This window comes from Adlercreutzia muris, assembly GCF_008831045.1.
In the GTDB taxonomy this organism is placed as follows: Bacteria; Actinomycetota; Coriobacteriia; order Coriobacteriales; family Eggerthellaceae; genus Adlercreutzia; species Adlercreutzia muris.
On the sequence record NZ_WAJS01000002.1, the window covers coordinates 96320 to 115813 of the forward strand.

General features: G+C 63.4%; 10 protein-coding genes. 3 read left to right on the forward strand and 7 right to left on the reverse strand.

The window, feature by feature from the left end; all coding sequences use genetic code 11:
• Positions 1 to 194: 194 nt before the first annotated feature.
• The gene (locus tag F8D48_RS01240) at positions 195 to 1130 is read left to right on the forward strand and encodes a LysR family transcriptional regulator (RefSeq protein ID WP_170272681.1); all 936 of its coding nucleotides are present in this window, start codon (positions 195 to 197) and stop codon (positions 1128 to 1130) included.
• Positions 1131 to 1393: 263 nt separating this feature from the next.
• On the opposite strand, the gene F8D48_RS01245 is transcribed toward F8D48_RS01240, so the two are convergent.
• The 4 genes from F8D48_RS01245 to F8D48_RS11540 form a co-directional block, all read right to left on the reverse strand.
• Positions 1394 to 5818, reverse strand: a complete 4425-nt coding sequence (locus tag F8D48_RS01245; protein ID WP_151429628.1) for a DNA-directed RNA polymerase subunit beta' — start codon at positions 5816 to 5818, stop codon at positions 1394 to 1396.
• A 3-nt stretch (positions 5819 to 5821) separates the two neighbouring features.
• A complete protein-coding gene (rpoB, locus tag F8D48_RS01250) occupies positions 5822 to 9355 on the reverse strand; it encodes a DNA-directed RNA polymerase subunit beta (protein WP_151429629.1) in 3534 nt (1177 codons plus the stop codon).
• A 236-nt stretch (positions 9356 to 9591) separates the two neighbouring features.
• Positions 9592 to 10296 (reverse strand): DUF4839 domain-containing protein, encoded by a 705-nt coding sequence (locus F8D48_RS01255; RefSeq protein ID WP_170272682.1) that lies wholly within the window; start codon positions 10294 to 10296, stop codon positions 9592 to 9594.
• A gap of 530 nt (positions 10297 to 10826) precedes the next feature.
• On the reverse strand, positions 10827 to 10964 hold the full coding sequence (locus F8D48_RS11540) for a hypothetical protein (RefSeq protein WP_170272683.1): 138 nt from the start codon (positions 10962 to 10964) through the stop codon (positions 10827 to 10829).
• Positions 10965 to 11167: 203 nt separating this feature from the next.
• Here F8D48_RS11540 and F8D48_RS01260 point away from each other — a divergent pair, with 203 nt between their 5' ends.
• Positions 11168 to 11842: a DUF3800 domain-containing protein gene (locus tag F8D48_RS01260; RefSeq protein WP_151429631.1), complete on the forward strand. Its 675-nt coding sequence runs from the start codon at positions 11168 to 11170 to the stop codon at positions 11840 to 11842.
• Between the two features lie 62 nt (positions 11843 to 11904).
• Here F8D48_RS01260 and F8D48_RS01265 read toward each other — a convergent pair whose 3' ends face one another.
• Positions 11905 to 13989: an elongation factor G gene (locus F8D48_RS01265; RefSeq protein WP_151429632.1), complete on the reverse strand. Its 2085-nt coding sequence runs from the start codon at positions 13987 to 13989 to the stop codon at positions 11905 to 11907.
• A gap of 705 nt (positions 13990 to 14694) precedes the next feature.
• On the opposite strand from F8D48_RS01265, the gene F8D48_RS01270 reads away from it, so the two are divergent.
• On the forward strand, positions 14695 to 15639 hold the full coding sequence (locus tag F8D48_RS01270; protein WP_151429633.1) for a DUF559 domain-containing protein: 945 nt from the start codon (positions 14695 to 14697) through the stop codon (positions 15637 to 15639).
• A gap of 1176 nt (positions 15640 to 16815) precedes the next feature.
• Here the strand turns inward: F8D48_RS01270 and F8D48_RS01275 are convergent.
• Both F8D48_RS01275 and F8D48_RS01280 read right to left on the reverse strand, forming a co-directional pair.
• Positions 16816 to 18141 (reverse strand): amidohydrolase, encoded by a 1326-nt coding sequence (locus tag F8D48_RS01275; protein ID WP_151429634.1) that lies wholly within the window; start codon positions 18139 to 18141, stop codon positions 16816 to 16818.
• A gap of 33 nt (positions 18142 to 18174) precedes the next feature.
• On the reverse strand, positions 18175 to 19341 hold the full coding sequence (locus F8D48_RS01280) for a hypothetical protein (protein ID WP_151429635.1): 1167 nt from the start codon (positions 19339 to 19341) through the stop codon (positions 18175 to 18177).
• Positions 19342 to 19494: the final 153 nt, after the last annotated feature.

The window sequence follows — 19494 nt, forward strand, 5'->3', positions numbered from 1 at the left end:
GGGCGGGGCAGAAAACAGTGGTCCCAGCGCAGGAAAACGGCGCTACCCTGTTAAAATTTCCTACAGTGCTGCCGCATCTTCCTGCGCAGAGCCGTCTCGACGCTCCGTACCATGGAAGGCAGCCGACGCACAGGCGCTCTCCCATGGGAGGAACCGTGCGGCAGAGGACGGGGGACGGGGAGAAAGGGGCTCCGATGGATCTGCGCCAATTGCGGGAATACCTGGTGTTTGCCGAGGAACTCAACTATTCCCTGGCCGCAAAACGGCTCTTCGTATCGCGACCGGCGCTCGCGGCCCACCTGGCGGAACTCGAAGACGAGCTCAACTGCCAGCTCATCGACAAGCACGGAGGGCACGCCACCCTCACGGGAGCGGGGAAGCAGTTCGTCGACACGGCCCGACGCCTCGTGAGCGACTGGGAGGCGGTCATCGAAACCTACCGCCACCTCTCCGACAACCTCATCACGGTGAAGGTCGCCGCATCGAATTTGCCCTGGATCGAGGCCCACTTGTTCGCGGCTCGACGGGCACTTCAGCGGAGTCATCCGGAAAAGCAGCTCTCCATTGTCATCGAGAACGGCCCCCTGAGCACCATCGATGCCCTGGCCGATGACGAGAACCGCATCGTCATCGCCGGTTACAAGCAGGAAAGCTCCGTCTGTCCCCTTCCATCGCCCAGCGCCGACGGCTTTGTCGTGAGCAGGGAGCGCATCCTCCTCTTCGTGACCGATCGCAGCCCCCTGTTCGCCCGTGAGACCATCTGCACCGCCGATCTGGCCGGCGCCACGCTCATGGTGCCTCCGGATATCTACCCCGGCTACCAGCGCGATTCCATGGCCGAACGCTTCGCGACCCGGGGCGCTTCCGTCTCCATCGCCACCCAGGGCTTCGCCGACCACTTCGAGTACTTCTCCCATGACTTTGGCCAAACCGTTGGTATCGTGCCCACCACGTTGCTTCCCCGCTTCGGCATCGACCAACGCCCCGACCTGCGCGTCTTCTCCCTTGCCGACATGGACATCGCCTCGGACTTCTACGCTCTGTTCAACCGCAGCTTCATCGCAACCGAGAACGGGCGCCTGCTCTTCGAAGAGATGCGCCGCGCCACCGAGGCTCTTGCGGGAATGTAGGCCTTCTCGGCCATAATTCGCTTCCATAATAAAAAGGGGATAGTCGATCAACTATCCCCTGTCATAGAATCGCCCAAGGAAGTCAGCGAGGATCCGGCAGGTACCCGGAACTGCCCCGCCTTCGCACCAAGTTGGCTCGGGCCAACGCCATGTGCGAACTAAGGGGCAACGCCCGGTGCCTGCCGAACCTGCAACGAAAAGGAGGGGCGATTTCTCGCCCCTCCCTCCAAATGGAATAACTTTATACCGTCGCCGCGAGGGCTTTAGTCCTCCTCGCCGTCTTCCATGCGCTTGTTGGAGGCGGCCTCGTCCTCGGCGCTCGTCACGCCGAAGCCGAAGGATCCCAGGCCCCCGACCGAGCCCAGCAGGGCATCCAGCTCCTCCAGGTTGCGCTGGTAGGAACGGGGCGGCAGGGCCTCGCCGAGCATCTCCTCGCCTTCGGTGTTGAACACGGGCGGCTCATCGCCGCCGATGAGGATGGTGTCGTCGGGCGAGAACACCATGTCGAGCAGCTGGCTCATGTCGTCGGAGGAAGCCGCGAGGTCGTCCTCGATCACGTGCATGAGGTCGCGGGCCTCCAGGCCCTCCTTCAGCTCCTCGATGGCCTTCACGCCGATGCCCTCGATGCGCAGCAGATCCTCTTCGGTGTGACCCAGAAGGTCGGCCACGGTCTCGATGCCCGCCTCGGAGAACTTGTTCGCCCAACGCTGGGACACGCCCAGATCGTCGTAGATATACAGGCGCGCGTCCTCGTCGGACAGGTTGTGGCCGCGATGGCCCGAAAGAGCGCTGTAGTAGCCGCCGAAGGAGCCCGCGGAGTTGAAGTAGCCGTCGTTGTCCAGCGACCAATCCTGGGGCTGGGGCAACAGGTCCTCGATCTCGCGCAGGGCATCGGGAGCAAAGTCGGGCAGCGCGTCGCCGGTGACGCCCTCCACGGGGCGACCCTTGTAGGTAAGGCGCACGTCGCGGTAGCGGCGCAGGCCCGTGCCGGCCGGAATCGGCTTGCCGATGATGACGTTCTCCTTCAAGCCGGCCAAGTGGTCGGTCTTGCCCTCGATGGCGGCATCGGTGAGCACCTTGGTGGTCTCCTGGAACGACGCGGCGGACATCCAGGAATCCGTGGCCAGCGACGCCTTGGTGATACCGAGCAGCAGCGGCTGGCCCACCGGGGGCTCCTTGCCCTCGGCGATGAGCTCGTTGGCAACCTTCTCGAACTCGAAGCGGTTGACCTGACGACCCGGCAGGAAGTCCGAATCGCCAGCATCGAGCACGGCCACCTTGCGCAGCATCTGACGGGCGATGACCTCGATGTGCTTGTCGTTGATGTCCACGCCCTGGGACACGTACACGCCCTGGACCTGGCCCACGATGTAGCGCAGCGTGGTGTTCGGATCGGTAAGGCGCAGCAGGTCGTGGGGGTTCACCGAACCCTTGGTGAGCTGCTGGCCCACGGTCACCTCGCACCCATCGTACACGCCCGGCAAAAGCTGGGCGCGGGCGCTCACCACGTACTCGCGGTAATTGCCCTCCTGGTCGTGGATGGTGATGGTCTTGGACATCTTGTCGCCGGACACCTGCATGGTGCCGGAGATCTCCGCGAGCACCGCCTGGCCCTTGGGCTTGCGGGCCTCGAAGAGCTCTTGCACGCGGGGCAGGCCGTGGGTGATGTCCTCGCCGGCCACGCCGCCGGTGTGGAACGTACGCATGGTCAGCTGGGTGCCGGGCTCGCCGATGGACTGGGCGGCGATGATACCCACCGCCGTGCCGATGTTCACCGGACGGGCCGTGGCCAGATCCCAGCCGTAGCACTTCTGGCACACGCCGTGATCGGCATGGCAGGTCATGATGGTGCGGATGACCACTTCCTCGACACCGGCCGCGTCGATCTCGCGCAGCTGGGCCATGGAGTGCAGGTAGCTGCCGGCCTCGGCGATGATCTCGCCAGTCTCGGGGTTGGCCACCGGCTCCAAGAGGCAGCGGCCCACGAGGTTCTCGTCCACCTCGTTCTTCTCGTTGCGCACCGGGTAGCTCACGCCCTCGGTGGTGCCGCAGTCGATCTCGCGGATGATGACGTCCTGGGCCACGTCCACCAGACGACGGGTGAGGTAGCCCGAGTCAGCGGTACGCAGAGCGGTGTCGGCCAGACCCTTGCGGGCGCCGTGGGTGGAGATGAAGTACTCCAGTACGGAGAGGCCCTCGCGGAAGTTCGCCTTAATGGGACGGTCGATGATCTCGCCCTTCGGGTCGGACATAAGACCGCGCATGCCGGCCAGCTGACGAATCTGCTTGATGTTACCGCGGGCACCGGAGAAGGCCATCATGTAGATGGGGTTGAACTTGTCGAAGTTCTCCGCCATGGCCTCGCCGACTTCCTCGTTGGCATCGTTCCAGATGTCGACGACCTGCTTGTGGCGCTCCTCGTTGGACATGAGGCCCATCTCGTAGTCCTCGTCGATGGCGGCCACACGGGCATCGGCCTGGGCCAGAATCTCCGGCTTGGTGGGCGGGATAGTGGCATCGTAGACCGACACGGTCACGCCGGCGCGGGTGGCATAGTGGAAGCCCGCGTCCTTCAGGCCGTCGAGGATCGGCGGCACCTCGGACAGGTCGTAGGTGTTGGTCACGTCCTCCACCAGACGGCTGATCTCCTTCTTGTTCATCTCATAGTTCAAGAAGGGGTAGTCCGGCGGCAGCACGTCGTTGAAGATGATGCGGCCCACGCTCGTCTCGATGCGCTCGCCTTCCTTGTGATCCTCGAAGGTGTTGAACGCGGTGGCCACCTTCATGTTGTAGGGCAGGCGCACCGAGATCTTGGCCTGAAGGTCCAGATCGGCGCGGGCATCGTAGGCGTTCAGAGCATCATCCAGGTCGATGAACACGCGGCCCTCGCCCGGGAAACCGTCGCGCACGGCCGTGAGGTAGTACAGGCCGATGATCATGTCCTGGGTGGGCACCGTGAGCGGATGGCCGTGGGCCGGGGACTTGATGTTGTTAGAGGACAGCATGAGCACGCGGGCCTCGGCCTGGGCCTCGGCGCCGAGCGGCACGTGCACGGCCATCTGGTCGCCGTCAAAGTCGGCGTTGAAGGCGGTGCACACGAGCGGATGCAGCTTGATGGCCTTGCCCTCGACGAGCACCGGCTCGAAGGCCTGGATGCCCAGGCGGTGCAGGGTTGGTGCGCGGTTCAAGAGCACCGGATGGTCGACGATGACCTCTTCCAGCACATCCCACACGTAGCTGGCACCGCGGTCCACGGCGCGTTTGGCGGCCTTGATATTGGCAGCATACTCCAGCTCCACCAGGCGCTTCATGACGAAGGGCTTGAACAGCTCCAGGGCCATCTGCTGGGGCAGGCCGCACTGGTGCAGCTTGAGCGAGGGACCCACGACGATAACCGAACGGCCGGAGTAGTCCACGCGCTTGCCGAGCAGGTTCTGGCGGAAGCGGCCCTGCTTGCCCTTGAGCATGTCGGAGATGGACTTCAGCGGGCGGTTGCCCGGCCCCGTGACGGGGCGTCCCCGACGGCCGTTGTCGAACAGCGAGTCCACCGCCTCCTGGAGCATGCGCTTCTCGTTGTTGATGATGATCTCGGGAGCACCGAGGTCCAGCAGGCGCTTCAGGCGGTTGTTGCGGTTGATAACGCGGCGGTACAGGTCGTTCAGGTCGGAGGTGGCGAAGCGGCCGCCGTCCAGCTGCACCATGGGGCGCAGGTCGGGCGGGATGACCGGGATCACGTCCAGGATCATGTCGGAGGGCTTGTTGTCCGACTTCAGGAACGCGTCCACCACCTTCAGGCGCTTCACGGCCTTGGCGCGCTTCTGCCCCTTGCCCGTGGCGATGACCTCGCGCAACTCCTCGGAGGTGGCCTCCAGATCCATGGCGTCGAGCAAGTCGCGCACCGATTCGGCGCCCATGCCGCCGGTGAAGTAGTCGCGGTAGCAGGCGCGCATCTCGCGGTAGAGGGCCTCGTCGGCGATGAGCTGCTTCGGCTCGATCTTCAGGAAGGCGTCGAAGGCGTCCTGGCGCAGGGCCTTGCGCTCGTTGAACTCCTCGTAGATGTCGGCGATCTCCTCTTCCACCTCTTCGGGGGTGAGGCGCTCGTCGTCATCGAGGTCGTCGACGAAGTCGTCTTCCTCGGGCACGTAGTCAGTGGACAGCTTGCGAGTGGCCTCGATGAGGCGGTCGCGCTCGGCGTCCAGCTCCTCCAGGTCGGCGGCCAACTCGTCGCGCAGGTCGTCCACGTCCTCCTCGCGGGCTTCCTTGTCCACCGAGGTGATGATGGAGCTGGCGAAGTACAGCACCTTCTCCAGTTCCTTCGGCGGAATGTCCAGGAGGTAGCCCAAGCGGGACGGGCTTCCCTTGAAGTACCAGATGTGGCTCACGGGCGCGGCCAGCTCGATGTGGCCCATGCGCTCGCGGCGCACCTTGGAGCGGGTCACCTCAACGCCGCAGCGCTCGCAGACGATGCCCTTGAAGCGCACGCGCTTGTACTTGCCGCAGGCGCACTCCCAGTCCTTGGTGGGACCGAAGATCTTCTCGCAGTACAGGCCGTCCTTCTCGGGCTTCAGGGTGCGGTAGTTGATAGTCTCGGGCTTCTTCACCTCGCCGCGGGACCAGCTGCGCACATCCTCAGCGGAAGCGAGCGAGATGCGCAGGGCGTCGAAATTGTTGACGTCGAACTCGGTCATTATTTAGGCCTCCTCTCCGCCACCGATGAGGTCGGTGTTCAGGTCGGACTCAAGACCGCTCATCAGATCGCCCAGCTCGGCGGCCAGGGTGTCGATGGCGTTGGCCTCTTCGTCTTCGGTCTTCTTCGCATCAGCGGCCAGGGCGGCGTACAGGGCCTGGTCGCCGTCCATGGCGTCGATCTCATCCTCGCTGATGGGCTGCATGTCGTGGCCCTCAAGCTCGATGTTCAGGCACAGCGACTTCATTTCCTTCACGAGCACCTTGAAGGACTCGGGCACCTCGGGCGCCGGGATGTTCTCGCCCTTCACGATGGACTCGTAGCTCTTCACACGGCCCGACGTGTCGTCGGACTTCACGGTCAGGATCTCCTGCAGCACGTTGGAGGCACCGTAGGCGTACAGGGCCCACACCTCCATCTCGCCGAAGCGCTGGCCGCCGAACTGGGCCTTGCCGCCCAGGGGCTGCTGGGTGATGAGGCTGTAGGGGCCGGTGGAGCGGGCATGGATCTTGTCGTCCACCATGTGGCCGAGCTTCAGGATGTAGGTCTGGCCGACGGTGATGGGCTCGCGGAACTTCTCGCCGGTGCGGCCGTCGTAGAGCCAGGTCTTGCCGGTGCGGGACAGCTGGGGCACCAGCTCGTCGCGGGCCATGTCGCCGTACTTGGCGTGGTTCATGTTGATGAGGTTGCGGTTCGCCTTCTCGATGGCATCCGAGATCTCCTCCTCGGTGGCGCCGTCGAACACCGGCGTAGCCACGTGGATGGGGCCCTCGACGACCTCATCGGTCTCGTCGGCGTCGGACCAGCCCCACTTGGCGGCCCAGCCGAGGTGGTTCTCCAAAAGCTGGCCCACGTTCATACGGGAGGGAACGCCGAGCGGGTTCAGGATGACGTCGATGGGGGTGCCGTCGGCGAGGTAGGGCATGTCCTCCACGGGCAGCACGCGGGAGATAACGCCCTTGTTGCCGTGGCGGCCCGACAGCTTGTCGCCCTGCTGCACCTTGCGCTTCTGGGCCACGTAGATGCGCACGAGCTCGTTCACGCCGGGGGCCAAGTCGTCGCCGGCCTCGCGGGACGTGCGGTAGATGCCGATGACGCGGCCGCCGGAGCCATGAGGCACCTTCAGCGAGGTGTCGCGCACCTCGCGGGCCTTCTCGCCGAAGATGGCGCGCAGCAGGCGCTCCTCGGCGGTGAGCTCGGTCTCGCCCTTCGGGGTGACCTTGCCCACGAGCACATCGCCCGGGAACACCTCGGCGCCCACGCGGATGATGCCGTCGGCGTCCAGATCCGAAATCATGTCCTCGGAGATGTTCGGGATCTCGCGGGTGATCTCCTCGGGGCCCAGCTTCGTGTCGCGCGCATCGATCTCGTACTCGGAGATGTGGATGGAGGTCAGCAGGTCCTCGGACACCACGCGCTCGGACACGATGATGGCGTCCTCGTAGTTGTAGCCTTCCCAGGGCATGTAGGCGATCATGAGGTTCTGGCCGAGGGCCAGCTCGCCGCCGTCGCAGGAGGGGCCGTCAGCCAGCACGTCGCCGGCGCACACCTCGTCGCCCTTGCGAACGATGGGGCGGTGGTTGATGCAGCCGGACTGGTTGGAGCGCTGGAACTTGGGGATGAGGTACTCGTCGTACTCGCCCTCGTCGTTCAGGATGATGATGGTCTGGCCATCCACGTAGTCCACCACGCCGGGACGCTGGGCCACGAGGATCTCGCCGGAGTCCACGGCAATGCGGTGCTCGATGCCAGTACCCACGAGCGGGGCCGTGGGACGCAGCAGCGGCACGGCCTGACGCTGCATGTTCGAGCCCATGAGGGCGCGGTTGGCGTCGTCGTGCTCGAGGAAGGGAATGAGCGAGGTAGCCACCGACGTCATCTGGCGCGGAGAGACGTCCATGTAGTTCACCTGCTCGGGCGGCACGTCCATGGCCTCGCCGAACACGCCGTTGGTGTCGGTGGTACGGGCGAGCACGCGGGCGGACTTGTGGAACACGCCGTCCTCGTCGGTGTAGCCGAACTCGCGGGTTTCCAGGTCGAACAAGTCGTTGGCCTGGGCGATGGTGAAGTTCTCTTCCTCATCGGCGGTCAGGTAGTCGATCTCGTCGGTCACCTTGCCGTCGATCACGCGGCGGTAGGGCGTCTCGATGAAGCCGTAGGGGTTGATGCGGCCGTAGGCGGCCAGGGAGCCGATCAGGCCGATGTTCGGGCCTTCAGGAGTCTCGATGGGGCACATGCGGCCGTAGTGGGAGGTGTGCACGTCGCGCACCTCGAAGCCGGCGCGCTCGCGGGACAGACCGCCCGGGCCCAGAGCCGACAGACGGCGCTTGTGGGTGATACCGGCGGCGGGGTTCGTCTGGTCCATGAACTGGGACAGCTGGGAGGAACCGAAGAACTCCTTGATGGCGGCCACAATGGGGCGGATGTTCACGAGGGACTGCGGCGTGATCTCGTCGGGCTCCTGCATGGACATGCGCTCGCGCACCACGCGCTCCATACGGGACAGACCGATGCGGAACTGGTTCTGGATCAGCTCGCCCACGGAGCGGATGCGACGGTTGCCGAAGTGGTCGATGTCGTCGGTGGCGAAGCCCTCGTCGCCGTTGTGCAGGCCGATGATGTAGCGCATCGTGCGGATGATGTCCTCATCGGTCAGCACGGAGGAGTCGTTCTCCTCGGGGGCAAATCCGAGCTTCTTGTCCATCTTGTAGCGGCCGACCTTGGCCAGGTCATAGCGCTGCGGGTTGAAGAACAGGCCCTCCAAGAGCGTGCGGGCGCTGTCGATGGTGGGCGGCTCGCCGGGACGGAAGCGCTTGTACAGCTCGATGAGCGACTCTTCCTTGGTGGTAGCGGGGTCGCGATCCAGAGTGCGCAGCACCATCTCGGAGCTTCCGAGCAGCTCGATGATCTCCTCGCGGGTCTCGGCCAGGCCGAGGGCGCGCACGAGCAGAGTGGCCGGCTGCTTGCGCTTACGGTCGATGCGCACACTCAGCAGGTCGCGCTTGTCGGTCTCGAACTCGAGCCACGCACCTCGGGAAGGGATGACCTTCGCGTTGTAGATGGTCTTGTCGGAGGTCTTGTCGCGCTCGGCGGCGAAGTACACGCCCGGGCTGCGCACGAGCTGAGACACCACAACGCGCTCGGTGCCGTTGATGATGAAGGTGCCGCGAGGAGTCATGAGCGGGAAGTCGCCCATGAACACTTCCTGCTCTTTGATCTCGCCGGTCTCGCGGTTGATGAAGCGAATCTCCACGAAGAGCGGAGCCTGGTAGGAGACGTCCTTCTCCTTGCATTCATCCACCGTGTACTTAGGCTCGCCGAACTCATGCTTGCCGAACTCGACACACATGTCGCCCGTATTGTTCTCAATGGGGCACACGTCGGCGAAGGCCTGAGCCAAGCCCTCATTCTTGAACCACTCGAAACTTTCCGTCTGGATAGCGATCAGGTTCGGGACGTCCATAACGTCCGGAATCTTCGCAAAGCTTCGGCGATCCCTGTAAAGGCTGGTGGGAGCGGATTTTTTTCCTTGAGCCACGAGGCTGTTCCTCCTTCACGTCCATCGCAAATCTGCAAAAAGTTGCAATCCGCTAAATTACTACTGCGCGAAGTCCGAGTCAAGAAAAATTTTTAGCAGCCATGGAAATTTTCTGGAAAATGGGCCTGGAGCAGGGCTTTGTTCAAACAAAAAGCGGACCGAGAAATCCCCTCCCGATCCGCTTGATATTCGACAGCCAACGTTGCCGCTCGCGCAAATGAGCTACGAGCATAGGCTTATCGCTTCTTCAAAGACAAGCACTCGATGTAGAGTTGTTTGTTGTATCCGCTCCACGATGCATCGATTTTCCCACTAACTACCACGTTTTGGCCCTCTTCAACGCTTTCATCGATATCATTGTCCCAGGAACGATCTCCTATTCGAACGACTGATCCGTCAACGCTTTCTTCCTCTGAAATACCCAGATCGTCTATGCCGTCATAATCTCCGCTTACCACGTCAATGATGTGGCTAGTGCCGCCATCATAGGTAATGTGGCTTAACACATACGCTTCAAATTCCACATATCGTCCATCGTACTCCTCCGCAAAGGACATATAATCCGCATCCTTATCTGATAGGATATCGGCGAAATCTGAGCAGTTATCAGTAGTCAATACAGGGCATTCATTGTAATAAATTGTTATTGTTGCGTCTCGGGAAAAGCTCTCTCCGGCCTTCCATTGTCCAGAGCCGAATAGGCCATCATCGATAGATAATTCTTGGATCAACATCCCATAGTTTTCATCATCTGGCCCACAGGGAACGGTGCTGATATCTGTAAACCCCAGTCCTTCAAAATAGTCACATAGGGCCTTGACCGTCCATTCGGAACCAACGTAGCTTGAAGCGTCTTCGGGCATCATAATTTCGCCTGAAGACTCCTCATCTGCCTCTGAGCCTCCTGCTCCGATATTCTCCGCGCTCTCCTTCTCCTCCATTGCTCCCCTCAAGCTTTCTGACCCAGACTCGCAACCAGGCAAGCAGAATAGCCCGCAGGACAATAAGAGTGCCAGGGCGATTTTGATGCAACGTCGTTTCACGATGACCAGCCTTTCGCTCTCGAGTTCGCTCCTATTCGCATCCATAAATACCTTTGCATCATTCTAGCGAATAACTGCAGCTGCGTCTTTATCCCAAGCCGAAAGCACGACCCATCCTCTCGCCACAACATAACACCTCTTGGAGAGGCCCTTTGGGACGAAGCTCCGCCTCTATAGCTCTAGCAAAATAATACTCATTAGCACTGCACGAGCGAAACATTGGAAATGGCCCAACGGAACCGCTGCACAAGGTCGGAGGTGGCGAGATGTCGGCACCCGCGAACATTGCCGCAAGAAAGACGAGGACCCCTCTATGAAGATGTGCAGACCGTCTGCAGAGCGTCGAAATCCGCCCGATTGCACAGCCCTGTTAGTTCCAAGCGGCGCGAGAGGTCTCTCGGTCCTCCAACGTGAAAGCATAGGAGCCGCTACCGCGCATCATGGGCCGCAGATCCTTCGTGTGGATGATCACCTCGGCGCAGGGCGCGCATCTCGATGACCGTCTCGTCGGCGGCAAGACCGGCGTCGGTGCCCCGCAATGCGGCCGCGGCAGATGAAGATGCCACCTTCTGCAAACCATTCACTGCAAAGCGCCACCACGCCCATGACATCGCCTAAGTTTGACTACGCGGTCACCGCTCTGGCTCAATAGCAGCAGAAGGCTTGCCAGCACGCCGATCAGATGCTATAAAGTAACTGGCTTTCGCAAAGAGGGCTACCAAGTGCCGGGGACGTTTTCCCCGGCTTTTTGCTATCTCAAGGAGGCCCCATGCCCCTCGAACTCAGCCTTTTCTGCGACGAATCGGGCAGCGACGCACTGGACAGCCGCTACTACCTGCTGACACTCGTCATTCACGATCAAAGCGATTCGATCGTGAATTCCATCACCCGCTATGAGCGCGCTCTAGTCGACAAAGGTCTTCCCGATCTTGCGTTTCACGCCTCGCCGCTCCTCTACGGCAAAGACGAGTACAAGAGTCTCACACCGGAAACCCGCAAGAAGATGCTGTCCTCGTTTCGTGTGTTTTTCAGGCATCTACCAATCAAATACTGGGTATTTTCGGTAAAAACCCGGGAGCACCGATCGCCTGAAGACATCGAACGCGCCATGCGCCGCGCACTCATTGACCTGCTGTTTGACAACCTCGCGTACTTTCAGCAGTTCGACACTATCAAGATTTACTACGACAACGGGCAGCGATCCATCGCCGACGCGCTCCATAAGGCCATTGACTACGCCTTGTCAAAGAACGCCATCGCTTATAAGTCCACAAACCCGACCGATTATCGCCTTGCTCAAGTGGCTGACTATATCTGTACCATAGAATTTACCGCGCTCAAATACGCTGTCAATGAAGCGACGGCCACTGACGAAAAATTCTTCGGGAGTTGGTCGATGTTCAAAAAGGGAATTCTGAAAGAAGTCCGTCACAAAAGAATGTAGGAGACGTGTTTCAGAGCAGGGGTCGGAGCGCGACAAGGCACCCGACCCCTGTTGCGAACAAGTTAGTTCCCCGCGGCCCGTGCTGCCTCGTAGGCTTCTACGAGCTTCTTGGTTACGTCGGCGGGAGCTGCCTCGTAGCCCTCTAGCGTAAGGCTGTAGGAGCCCGATCCGCGGGTCATGGACCGCAGGTCCTTGGTGTAGTTGATCACCTCGGCGTAGGGAGCGCGCATCTTAATGATGGTCTCGCCGGCCGCGAAACCGGCATCGGTGCCGACGATGCGGCCGCGACGGGTGGAGATGTCGCCCATGATGGTGCCGGCGTACTCCTCCCCCACGGTCACTTCCATGGTGGCCCAGGGCTCCAGGATGATAGGGCCGGCCTGCTCGCAGCAGGCGCGGAAGCCGATGCGCGCGGCGGTCTTGAAGGCCATCTCGTTGGAGTCGACGGAATGGTACGACCCATCGAACACCGTGCACTTAATATCCACCATGGGGTATCCCGCGAGGAAGCCCTCCTCCATGGCCTCGCGCACGCCCTTGTCCACGGCGGGGATGAGACCGTTCGGGATGGCGCCGCCCTTGATCTCGTCCACGAACTCGTAGCCCTCGCCGGGAATGGGAGCCAGCCGCAGCCAGCAGTCGCCGAACTGGCCGGCGCCGCCGGTCTGCTTCTTATGGCGACCCTGGGCCTCGGCGCCCTTGGTGATGGTCTCGCGATAGGGAATGCGCACGGGCACGAGACGCGCCTCAACCCCGGACTGGTCGCGCAGGCGGGCAAGCAGCATGTCCACCTGGGCCTCGCCCATGGCGTGAATGATGGTCTGGTGCGTGTCCTCGTCGCGGGTGATGCGGATGGTGGGATCGGCCTCGGCGGCACGGGCGAGGAAGGTGCCGAGCTTGTCCTCCTCCTTCTTCGACACCGCCTCGATGGCAACCGGGTACAGCGGCTCGGGCAGGGGCAGCGGCTCGATGGCGATGGTGCCCTCGCAGGACAGGGTATCGCCCGCGCGCACGTCATTCAGCTTCGGCACCACCACGATGTCGCCGGCCTTCGCGCTCTTCACGTCCATGGCTTCTTTGCCCATCATCACTTGGATCTTGCCCAGGCGCTCCTTCTTGCCCGTGCGCCCGCACACGAGCTCCAGACCGGGCTCCAGGTAGCCGGAGATGACCTTCAGGAAGGTAAGGCGCCCCACGAACGGGTCGGAGACGGTCTTGAAGGCGAAGGCGCAGGGAGGCTTCGTCTCGTCGATGCGCACGGTGACGTCGTCGGCCATCTGGAAGCGGCCGTGGCTGCGCGGGTGCGGGAAGTAGGTGCAGATGTCCTCCATGAGCCCCTGCACACCCTGCATGATGATGGTGCTTCCCACGAACACGGGAATGACAAGCTCCTGGGCGATGGCTTTGTCGAGCAGGCTCTCCAGCTCCTCTTGGGTGAGCTGCTCGGTGCCATCGAGGTACTTCATCATGAGCTCATCGTCGGCCTCGGCCACCAGATCGCACAGCTTGTCGCGGGCGATGCGGGCCTCTTCCTGGTACTTCGCCGGCAGGCTGTCCACGTCTTCCACGCGCTCGGCGGTGCCGCCCGGCTCGAAGTAGCGAGCCTTCATGCGGATGATGTCGATGACGCCCGCAAAATCGGGGCCCTGGCCGATGGGAATGGTCACGGCGCCCAAACGTCCGCCAAAGCGCGCGTGCAGCAGCGCCATGGCGGTATCGAAGTCGGCCCCTTCGCGGTCGATGTGGTTGATGTACACGGCGCGGGACAGACGCATGTCCTCGGCCTCGCGCCACAGCTTCCCGGTCATGACCTGGGGACCGTCCACGGCATCCACGACGAACAGAGCCATTTCGGCGGCCTGCATGGTGGCCAGGGTGTCGCCGATGAAGTCGGGGTGGCCGGAGGTGTCCAGCACGTTGATCTTGTAGTCCTTGTAGGGGATGGGCGCAATGGAGGTGGAAATGGTGAACTTGCGCTTGATCTCCTCGGGGTCGTAATCGAGGTAGGACTTGCCGTCATGGGTGGTGCCCATGCGCGGGGTCTTGCCGGAAACGAAGAGCATGGCCTCGGCCAGTGAGGTCTTGCCGGCGCCATCCTGTCCCACAAGAACGATGTTTCTGACGTGTTCGGGAGCCGGAGCTGCCATGAGCGACCACCTGCCTTCCAGATAGAGGGCGCCCGCGCCGGGTGCGCGGGCATTCCCAAGCGGCGCGGGCTCAGGCCCCACCGCAGGCGAGTACCTTTCTGTCGCACGCCCCAGACTGCACGGAAGCCCCCGACGAGCAGAAACAGGGGCCTCGCCCCGATGCTCCCGTCGCCCTTCTACGGCATCCGCCAACTCCTCCGCTTACTGACAGCGTGACAGCGAGCGGCTCTCTTCAACCGGCGAGCGGCAATTTGGCGTTGGATTCATCTTAGCAAAACCCTTGGCTCCCACAGCCCGCACCTGCCCGATATTTTCCCCAACTTTTCGGCGCTCCCGAGAGAGCGGGGCCGACGCGACAAGGAGCGGTACCCCGGAAAATCGCGGGGCCAGAGAGCAGAGGAGGGCGGGACGAAGGCGATAGGCGCAGGGCAAGCCGCAACGCTACAGGGGCGCGATGCAACGAGACGTGAGCGAGGCCGCACAGGGTCTTGGGAAGGGACGGAGGCGAGGTTTGCGCGAGACTGCGGGCGACGCGGCAACGGTACGCGGCGCGACCCCCGTGCGACATTCCCACGACAAAAGTACGGCTGCGAGCCTCTACGCTAGGGCATCCCCCGTACGGCTGCGAGCCTCTGCGCCAGAGCACCCCCCCCCGTACGGCTGCGAGCCTCTACGCCGGAGCATCCCCCCCCCGAAAGGATCCCCATGCCCAAACTCCTCCTCTTCGGCCCCACCGCCTTGGAATTCTATGAGCACTGCACCGCCCTTCCCTCGGAAGCGGTGACGTTCGCCGCGGCCAGTCGCCACTCACTCGTCCCCTATACAGCCACCGTCGGTGCCCTTCAAGAACAGTTCCCCTTTCTGACGGAGCCGCTCCATTTCACGGTGGCCGAAGAGCGCGATCGGCGTCAACGCTGCGCCCACTGCCATGTTGCACCCCCATCCCTTCGGGAGGGACTTGTGGTGCCCATAACCGGCGATGTCTTTGCGCCCCCACCCGAGATCGCGCTCATCCAAGGGAGTCGAGGGTTCGATCTGCCCCGCATCGCCCTCAAGGGATCGGCGCTCTGCGGCGCATTCGCCATAACCCGCGACGGGCACCTCACAGGAAGGGAGCCTCTCACCTCCCCCGGCGCCGTGGAACGCCTCAGCCGAACTCACAGAGATTTGGCAGGCTGCATCGCCGTGCGCAGTGCCGTTCCCTGGATGCTGCCGCGCGGCGCCTCCCCGCGCGAGCTCGCCAGCGCTCTCGCTCTCGCGCTGCCCACCCATCACGGCGGGTACGGACTCCTGCGGCCTCTGCTCAATCAGCGCATCGATGTTACCCGGCGCGGACAGCCTGCAGCGGCAAAGCGCTATTATGTCGCCGACCTCTGCTGGCCAGCCCAACGCCTCATCGTGGAATATGACAGCGACGCATTCCACCTGACATCGAGCCAGCACTACTACGATGCCGTCAAACGCACGACCCTCGAGGAGATGGGCTATCGCGTCATCACACTCACCAGCCGGCAGTTGCGCAGTCTCGACGAGATGGACAAAGTGGCCGCCATCATAGCCAAAGCCCTCGGTCGCCCCCTTCGCATCCGAACGCGCAATCACCGAGCTCGTCAGATCACGCTCTGGAAAACACTGGGGCTTCTCCGATAGGTGCCACCCGAGCACCTTGCCAACACCATCGCAGGTATTGCCACTCGATCGGCACCATCCCCCTCCCGCGAACAGGGGGTGCGAAGGCGGCGGATTGCCCGAGCGAGCAGAGGACTGCGAGCGAGAATAAGACGAAGAACAAGGAGAGGCTGGAAGAGCAGGTACTCACGGGGAACGACTTGTGGAAGGGAGCCGCGAAAGTGGATCTCAGGCGCCCCCGAGCGAAAAGACCAGAGCTCGACTCTCTTGAGAAAAAGGGCGGCAAGGGGCTCTGAAGGTGGGAAGAGCCGCAGCAGACGGGAAAGAAAAGCGGGGAAGACAGGACGTGGGACGAGCCATGTACCCATACAACGGCTTTGCGGCGGGCCATGTATCCAAACAGCGGTTTTGTGGCGGGCCATGTATCCAAACAGCGGCTTTGCGGCGCACTTTGGCTCAAACTTGTCACAAAAGGGGTGTTTGGTGCTCTTTGTGATGCCCAAAAAGGGCTTTCCGACCCTCAGACTGCTCAAATGCCCTGTTCAGAGGAAGGTGAAGAGCGTAGGTGAGCGTTTGCGAAGCACCAAACAGCCCCTTTGCGACAGTTTTTCCTCCGACAATGTCGGAAAAGGGGTATTTGGTGCTTCGCGGTTCGCTTTTTTGAACAGAGGGAGACTCGCGCCCAAGCAGAGCAAGAACACCTCAGGGGCACGGCCCGAACGACGATGCGGACTTAGAGAATGCGAGCTGGGAAGAGGCGCAACACAAATGCCCGTTCGGAACGAACGGGCGCAAGCTCAGGGCACCATTACCGCCGACCCTCTCCTAGCGTCACCGCCCCCCGAAATCGCCCCTCCCTGCGCGCGCCGCGCGACCAATCGGCTTTCCCGCACGGCGCGACCAATCGGCTTTCCCGCACGGCAAGCCAGGGGGGGGGCGGACGCCCGCGCGAAGGGCGCGCATCGAGCCTGCCTCACCGGGAACGTAGCGGCGGCAGATCCGGGGGAGCTGCACAACCGACCGCCCCTGCGGCCCGGCCGCACCCATCGTAGTCCCCTTGCGCCAAAAGACAAAGAAAGCCGCCCTGTTGGACGGCTCCTACTGTAATGGGGTGGGCGCCCGCGCGAAGGGCGCGCATCGAGCCGACGGCGCGCCCGCCCGAGCCGACGGCGCGCCCGCCCGAACCGACGCGCGTCCCTACAACTCCCCGATGATGCGGGCGGTGCGGGCGGCGCACTCGGCCTTGGCCCGCTCCAGGTCGATAGTGGGCCATTGCCCCTCAGAACCCGCCGAATGGCCGTCGGCCCGGTAGATGACCTGGCCGTCGCACAAAGTGAGCACCACGTCGGAGCCGTCGCCAGCGTACACGAGGTTGTACACGGGATCGGGCGCCGGGCACCACTGGGGGCCGGTCGTGTCCAGCACGCACAGATCTGCGCGCATGCCCTCGGCCACGACACCGCAATCGTCGCGCCCCTGGGATCGGGCGCCGACCCGCGTAGCTGCAGCAAGGGCCTGCTGGGGGGTCACGGCCGTGGGATCCAGGGTCGCCCCCTTGTAGATGAGCGCCTGGAGGTACATATCGTGGAACAGGTTGTGGTTGTTGTTCGACGCCATACCGTCAGAGCCCAGGCACACGTTCATACCCCGGCGCAGCATCTCGGGAATGGGGGCGAAGCCGCTGCCGAGCTTCAGATTGGACGCCGGGTTGTTGGCCACGAACACACCACGAGCCTGGAGGATATCCAGGTCGGTCTCATCGACCCACACGCAATGGGCCGCTGTCACCGGCACGTCGAAGATGCCGATGCGATCGAAGTACTCCACCGGCGAGAGGCCACCGTGACGCTCGCGGCACTCGCGCACCTCCTTCTCGGTTTCCGAGAGATGAATGTGCAGCCGCAGGTCGGTGCCGCGCACGATGTCCAGGATGTCGCGGCACACTGTTTCCGTGGACAGGTACTCGGAATGGATGTTGTAGTCGATGCGAATGCGCCCGTCACCGGCCCCGTGCCAATCGGCTACCAGAGCCTCCATCTGGGCGCAGATGGGATACTCCGCGTAGGGCTTTTCCTCGAAGGCCACGAGGCCCTCGCACATATTAGCCTTCATGCCCGCCTCCAGCACCGCGCGAGCGCGCTCCTCGCTGGCGTAGTACATGTCCGAGAAGCTCACCACGCCATAGCGGGCCATCTCAGCGCAGGCGAGGACCGTGCCCCAGTAGCAGTCCTCAGCGGTCATCTTGGCTTCGAAGGGGAAGCACTTCTCCTCAAGCCAGCGCTGAAGCGGCAGGTTCTCGGCGAAACCGCGCAAAAGCGTCATGGGGGAATGGGCGTGGGCGTTGTAGAGCGCCGGCATGAGCAGCTTGCCGCGGCCATGGTAGACCTCCCCAAACGTGGCGGCGACGGCCCGCTCGGGGGCCTCCTCGCTCACAAAGGCGATGCGGCCGTCGCGAACTCCCACCCAACGATGGGGCTGCACGGCAAGGTTCTCATCGAGGATGTCAATGTCGGCGAAGAGCATAGCGGGCCTTTCTCGGGGTATGGAAGTGCGGAACTAGAGGGAGAATATGCTGGGGGCGAGATACCAGGCGTCATTGATCTTGATAATGCGATAGGCCGTGGGGAAGGCCTCGGGGGCTTCGCTGGCAGCAGCGTCAGAGGCGCCGGCCCCCTCCGCGGCGGAAGCGGAATCCTCGGCCTCGGGAGCAGCGCCGCCCTCGCCCGCAGCGCCGGCGGCCGTCGGCTGGGCGTTCACCACATAGGCGGCCTGGAGGAAGCGCTCGAGTCCGACATCTTTGAAGCGGGCCTCGAGGGATCGGACCTCTTCCGGCGAGCAGGCCTCGCCCTGTACAAGGGCAAAGCCCTCGGGGGCCAGCGTCGCAGCCAAGGCGGCCACCTCGGGATCGGCCAGGCGCTCGATGAGAGCCGCGGGAGAATCGGCGCCAAGCGATGCGGACCAGGCGCTCAGGTAGTCGGCCGGCAGAAAGCTCAGGGCGCTGCGCACCCACTGGGCCTGAGCCGACGGATCGTCCGGCGCGGCAAGGGCCCGGTTCAGACCCGGGGTAACAGCCGCGAGCAGATCATCGGCGAAGGCATAGCCAGCACCCTCGGAAACGATGGGCCCCGCCGTGGGCACCTCCTCGCCACCTTCGGCCGCGCCTTCCGCGACAGCCTGGCCATCGCCCTCGGATGCGACACCCCCGAGGCTCCCATCGCTCTCGGGTGCCGCATCTCCGTCGGCCGCGACCTCGGCGCTCTCCCCGGCCGAAGTCTCTACTGCCGGGGCCTCCGCTGGATTCGACGGCGCCATGCGGCCCAGAAGCAGCGGCACCGCCACCACGCACGCGATGACCGCCACCAGCCCCACCAAGGCTGCCAGCAAAGCCGGACGCGGCGCACGGCCCTCATCGGCCCGAACGGCTGCCGGAGCCTCGACCTTGGCTTCCGCGGCGCCCGCCGCAGCCTCAGCACCCGCCACCGCCTCAGCACCCGCCACCGCCTCGACCGGAGCCCCGCCGTTGGCACTGTCGGCACCATCGGAGGCCATCGGAGGCATGACGGGCAGACCCCCGTCAGTGCCGCCCGATAGGAGGGCCGAGGGGGCGATCGCAGAGTCAGAAGCGGCAGCCGCGGCGGCCGAGGATGTCGATGGCAGGCCTGAAAGGGGCTGCGCGGGCGAAATACCCGGACGCTCATCATCGGGGGAAAGCAAATCGGCCACAGTGGCCTCCTTTTCAAAACACGGGAACAAGGCACGGAATATGCTCCAAGCCAAGAATACCCCATAAAGCGGGGAGCGGCCCTCAGGACCGCTCCCCTCCTCGCTTAATCTAGACGATCAGCCGGCTGCTCCGTCCGAAACGGGCCCGGCGCC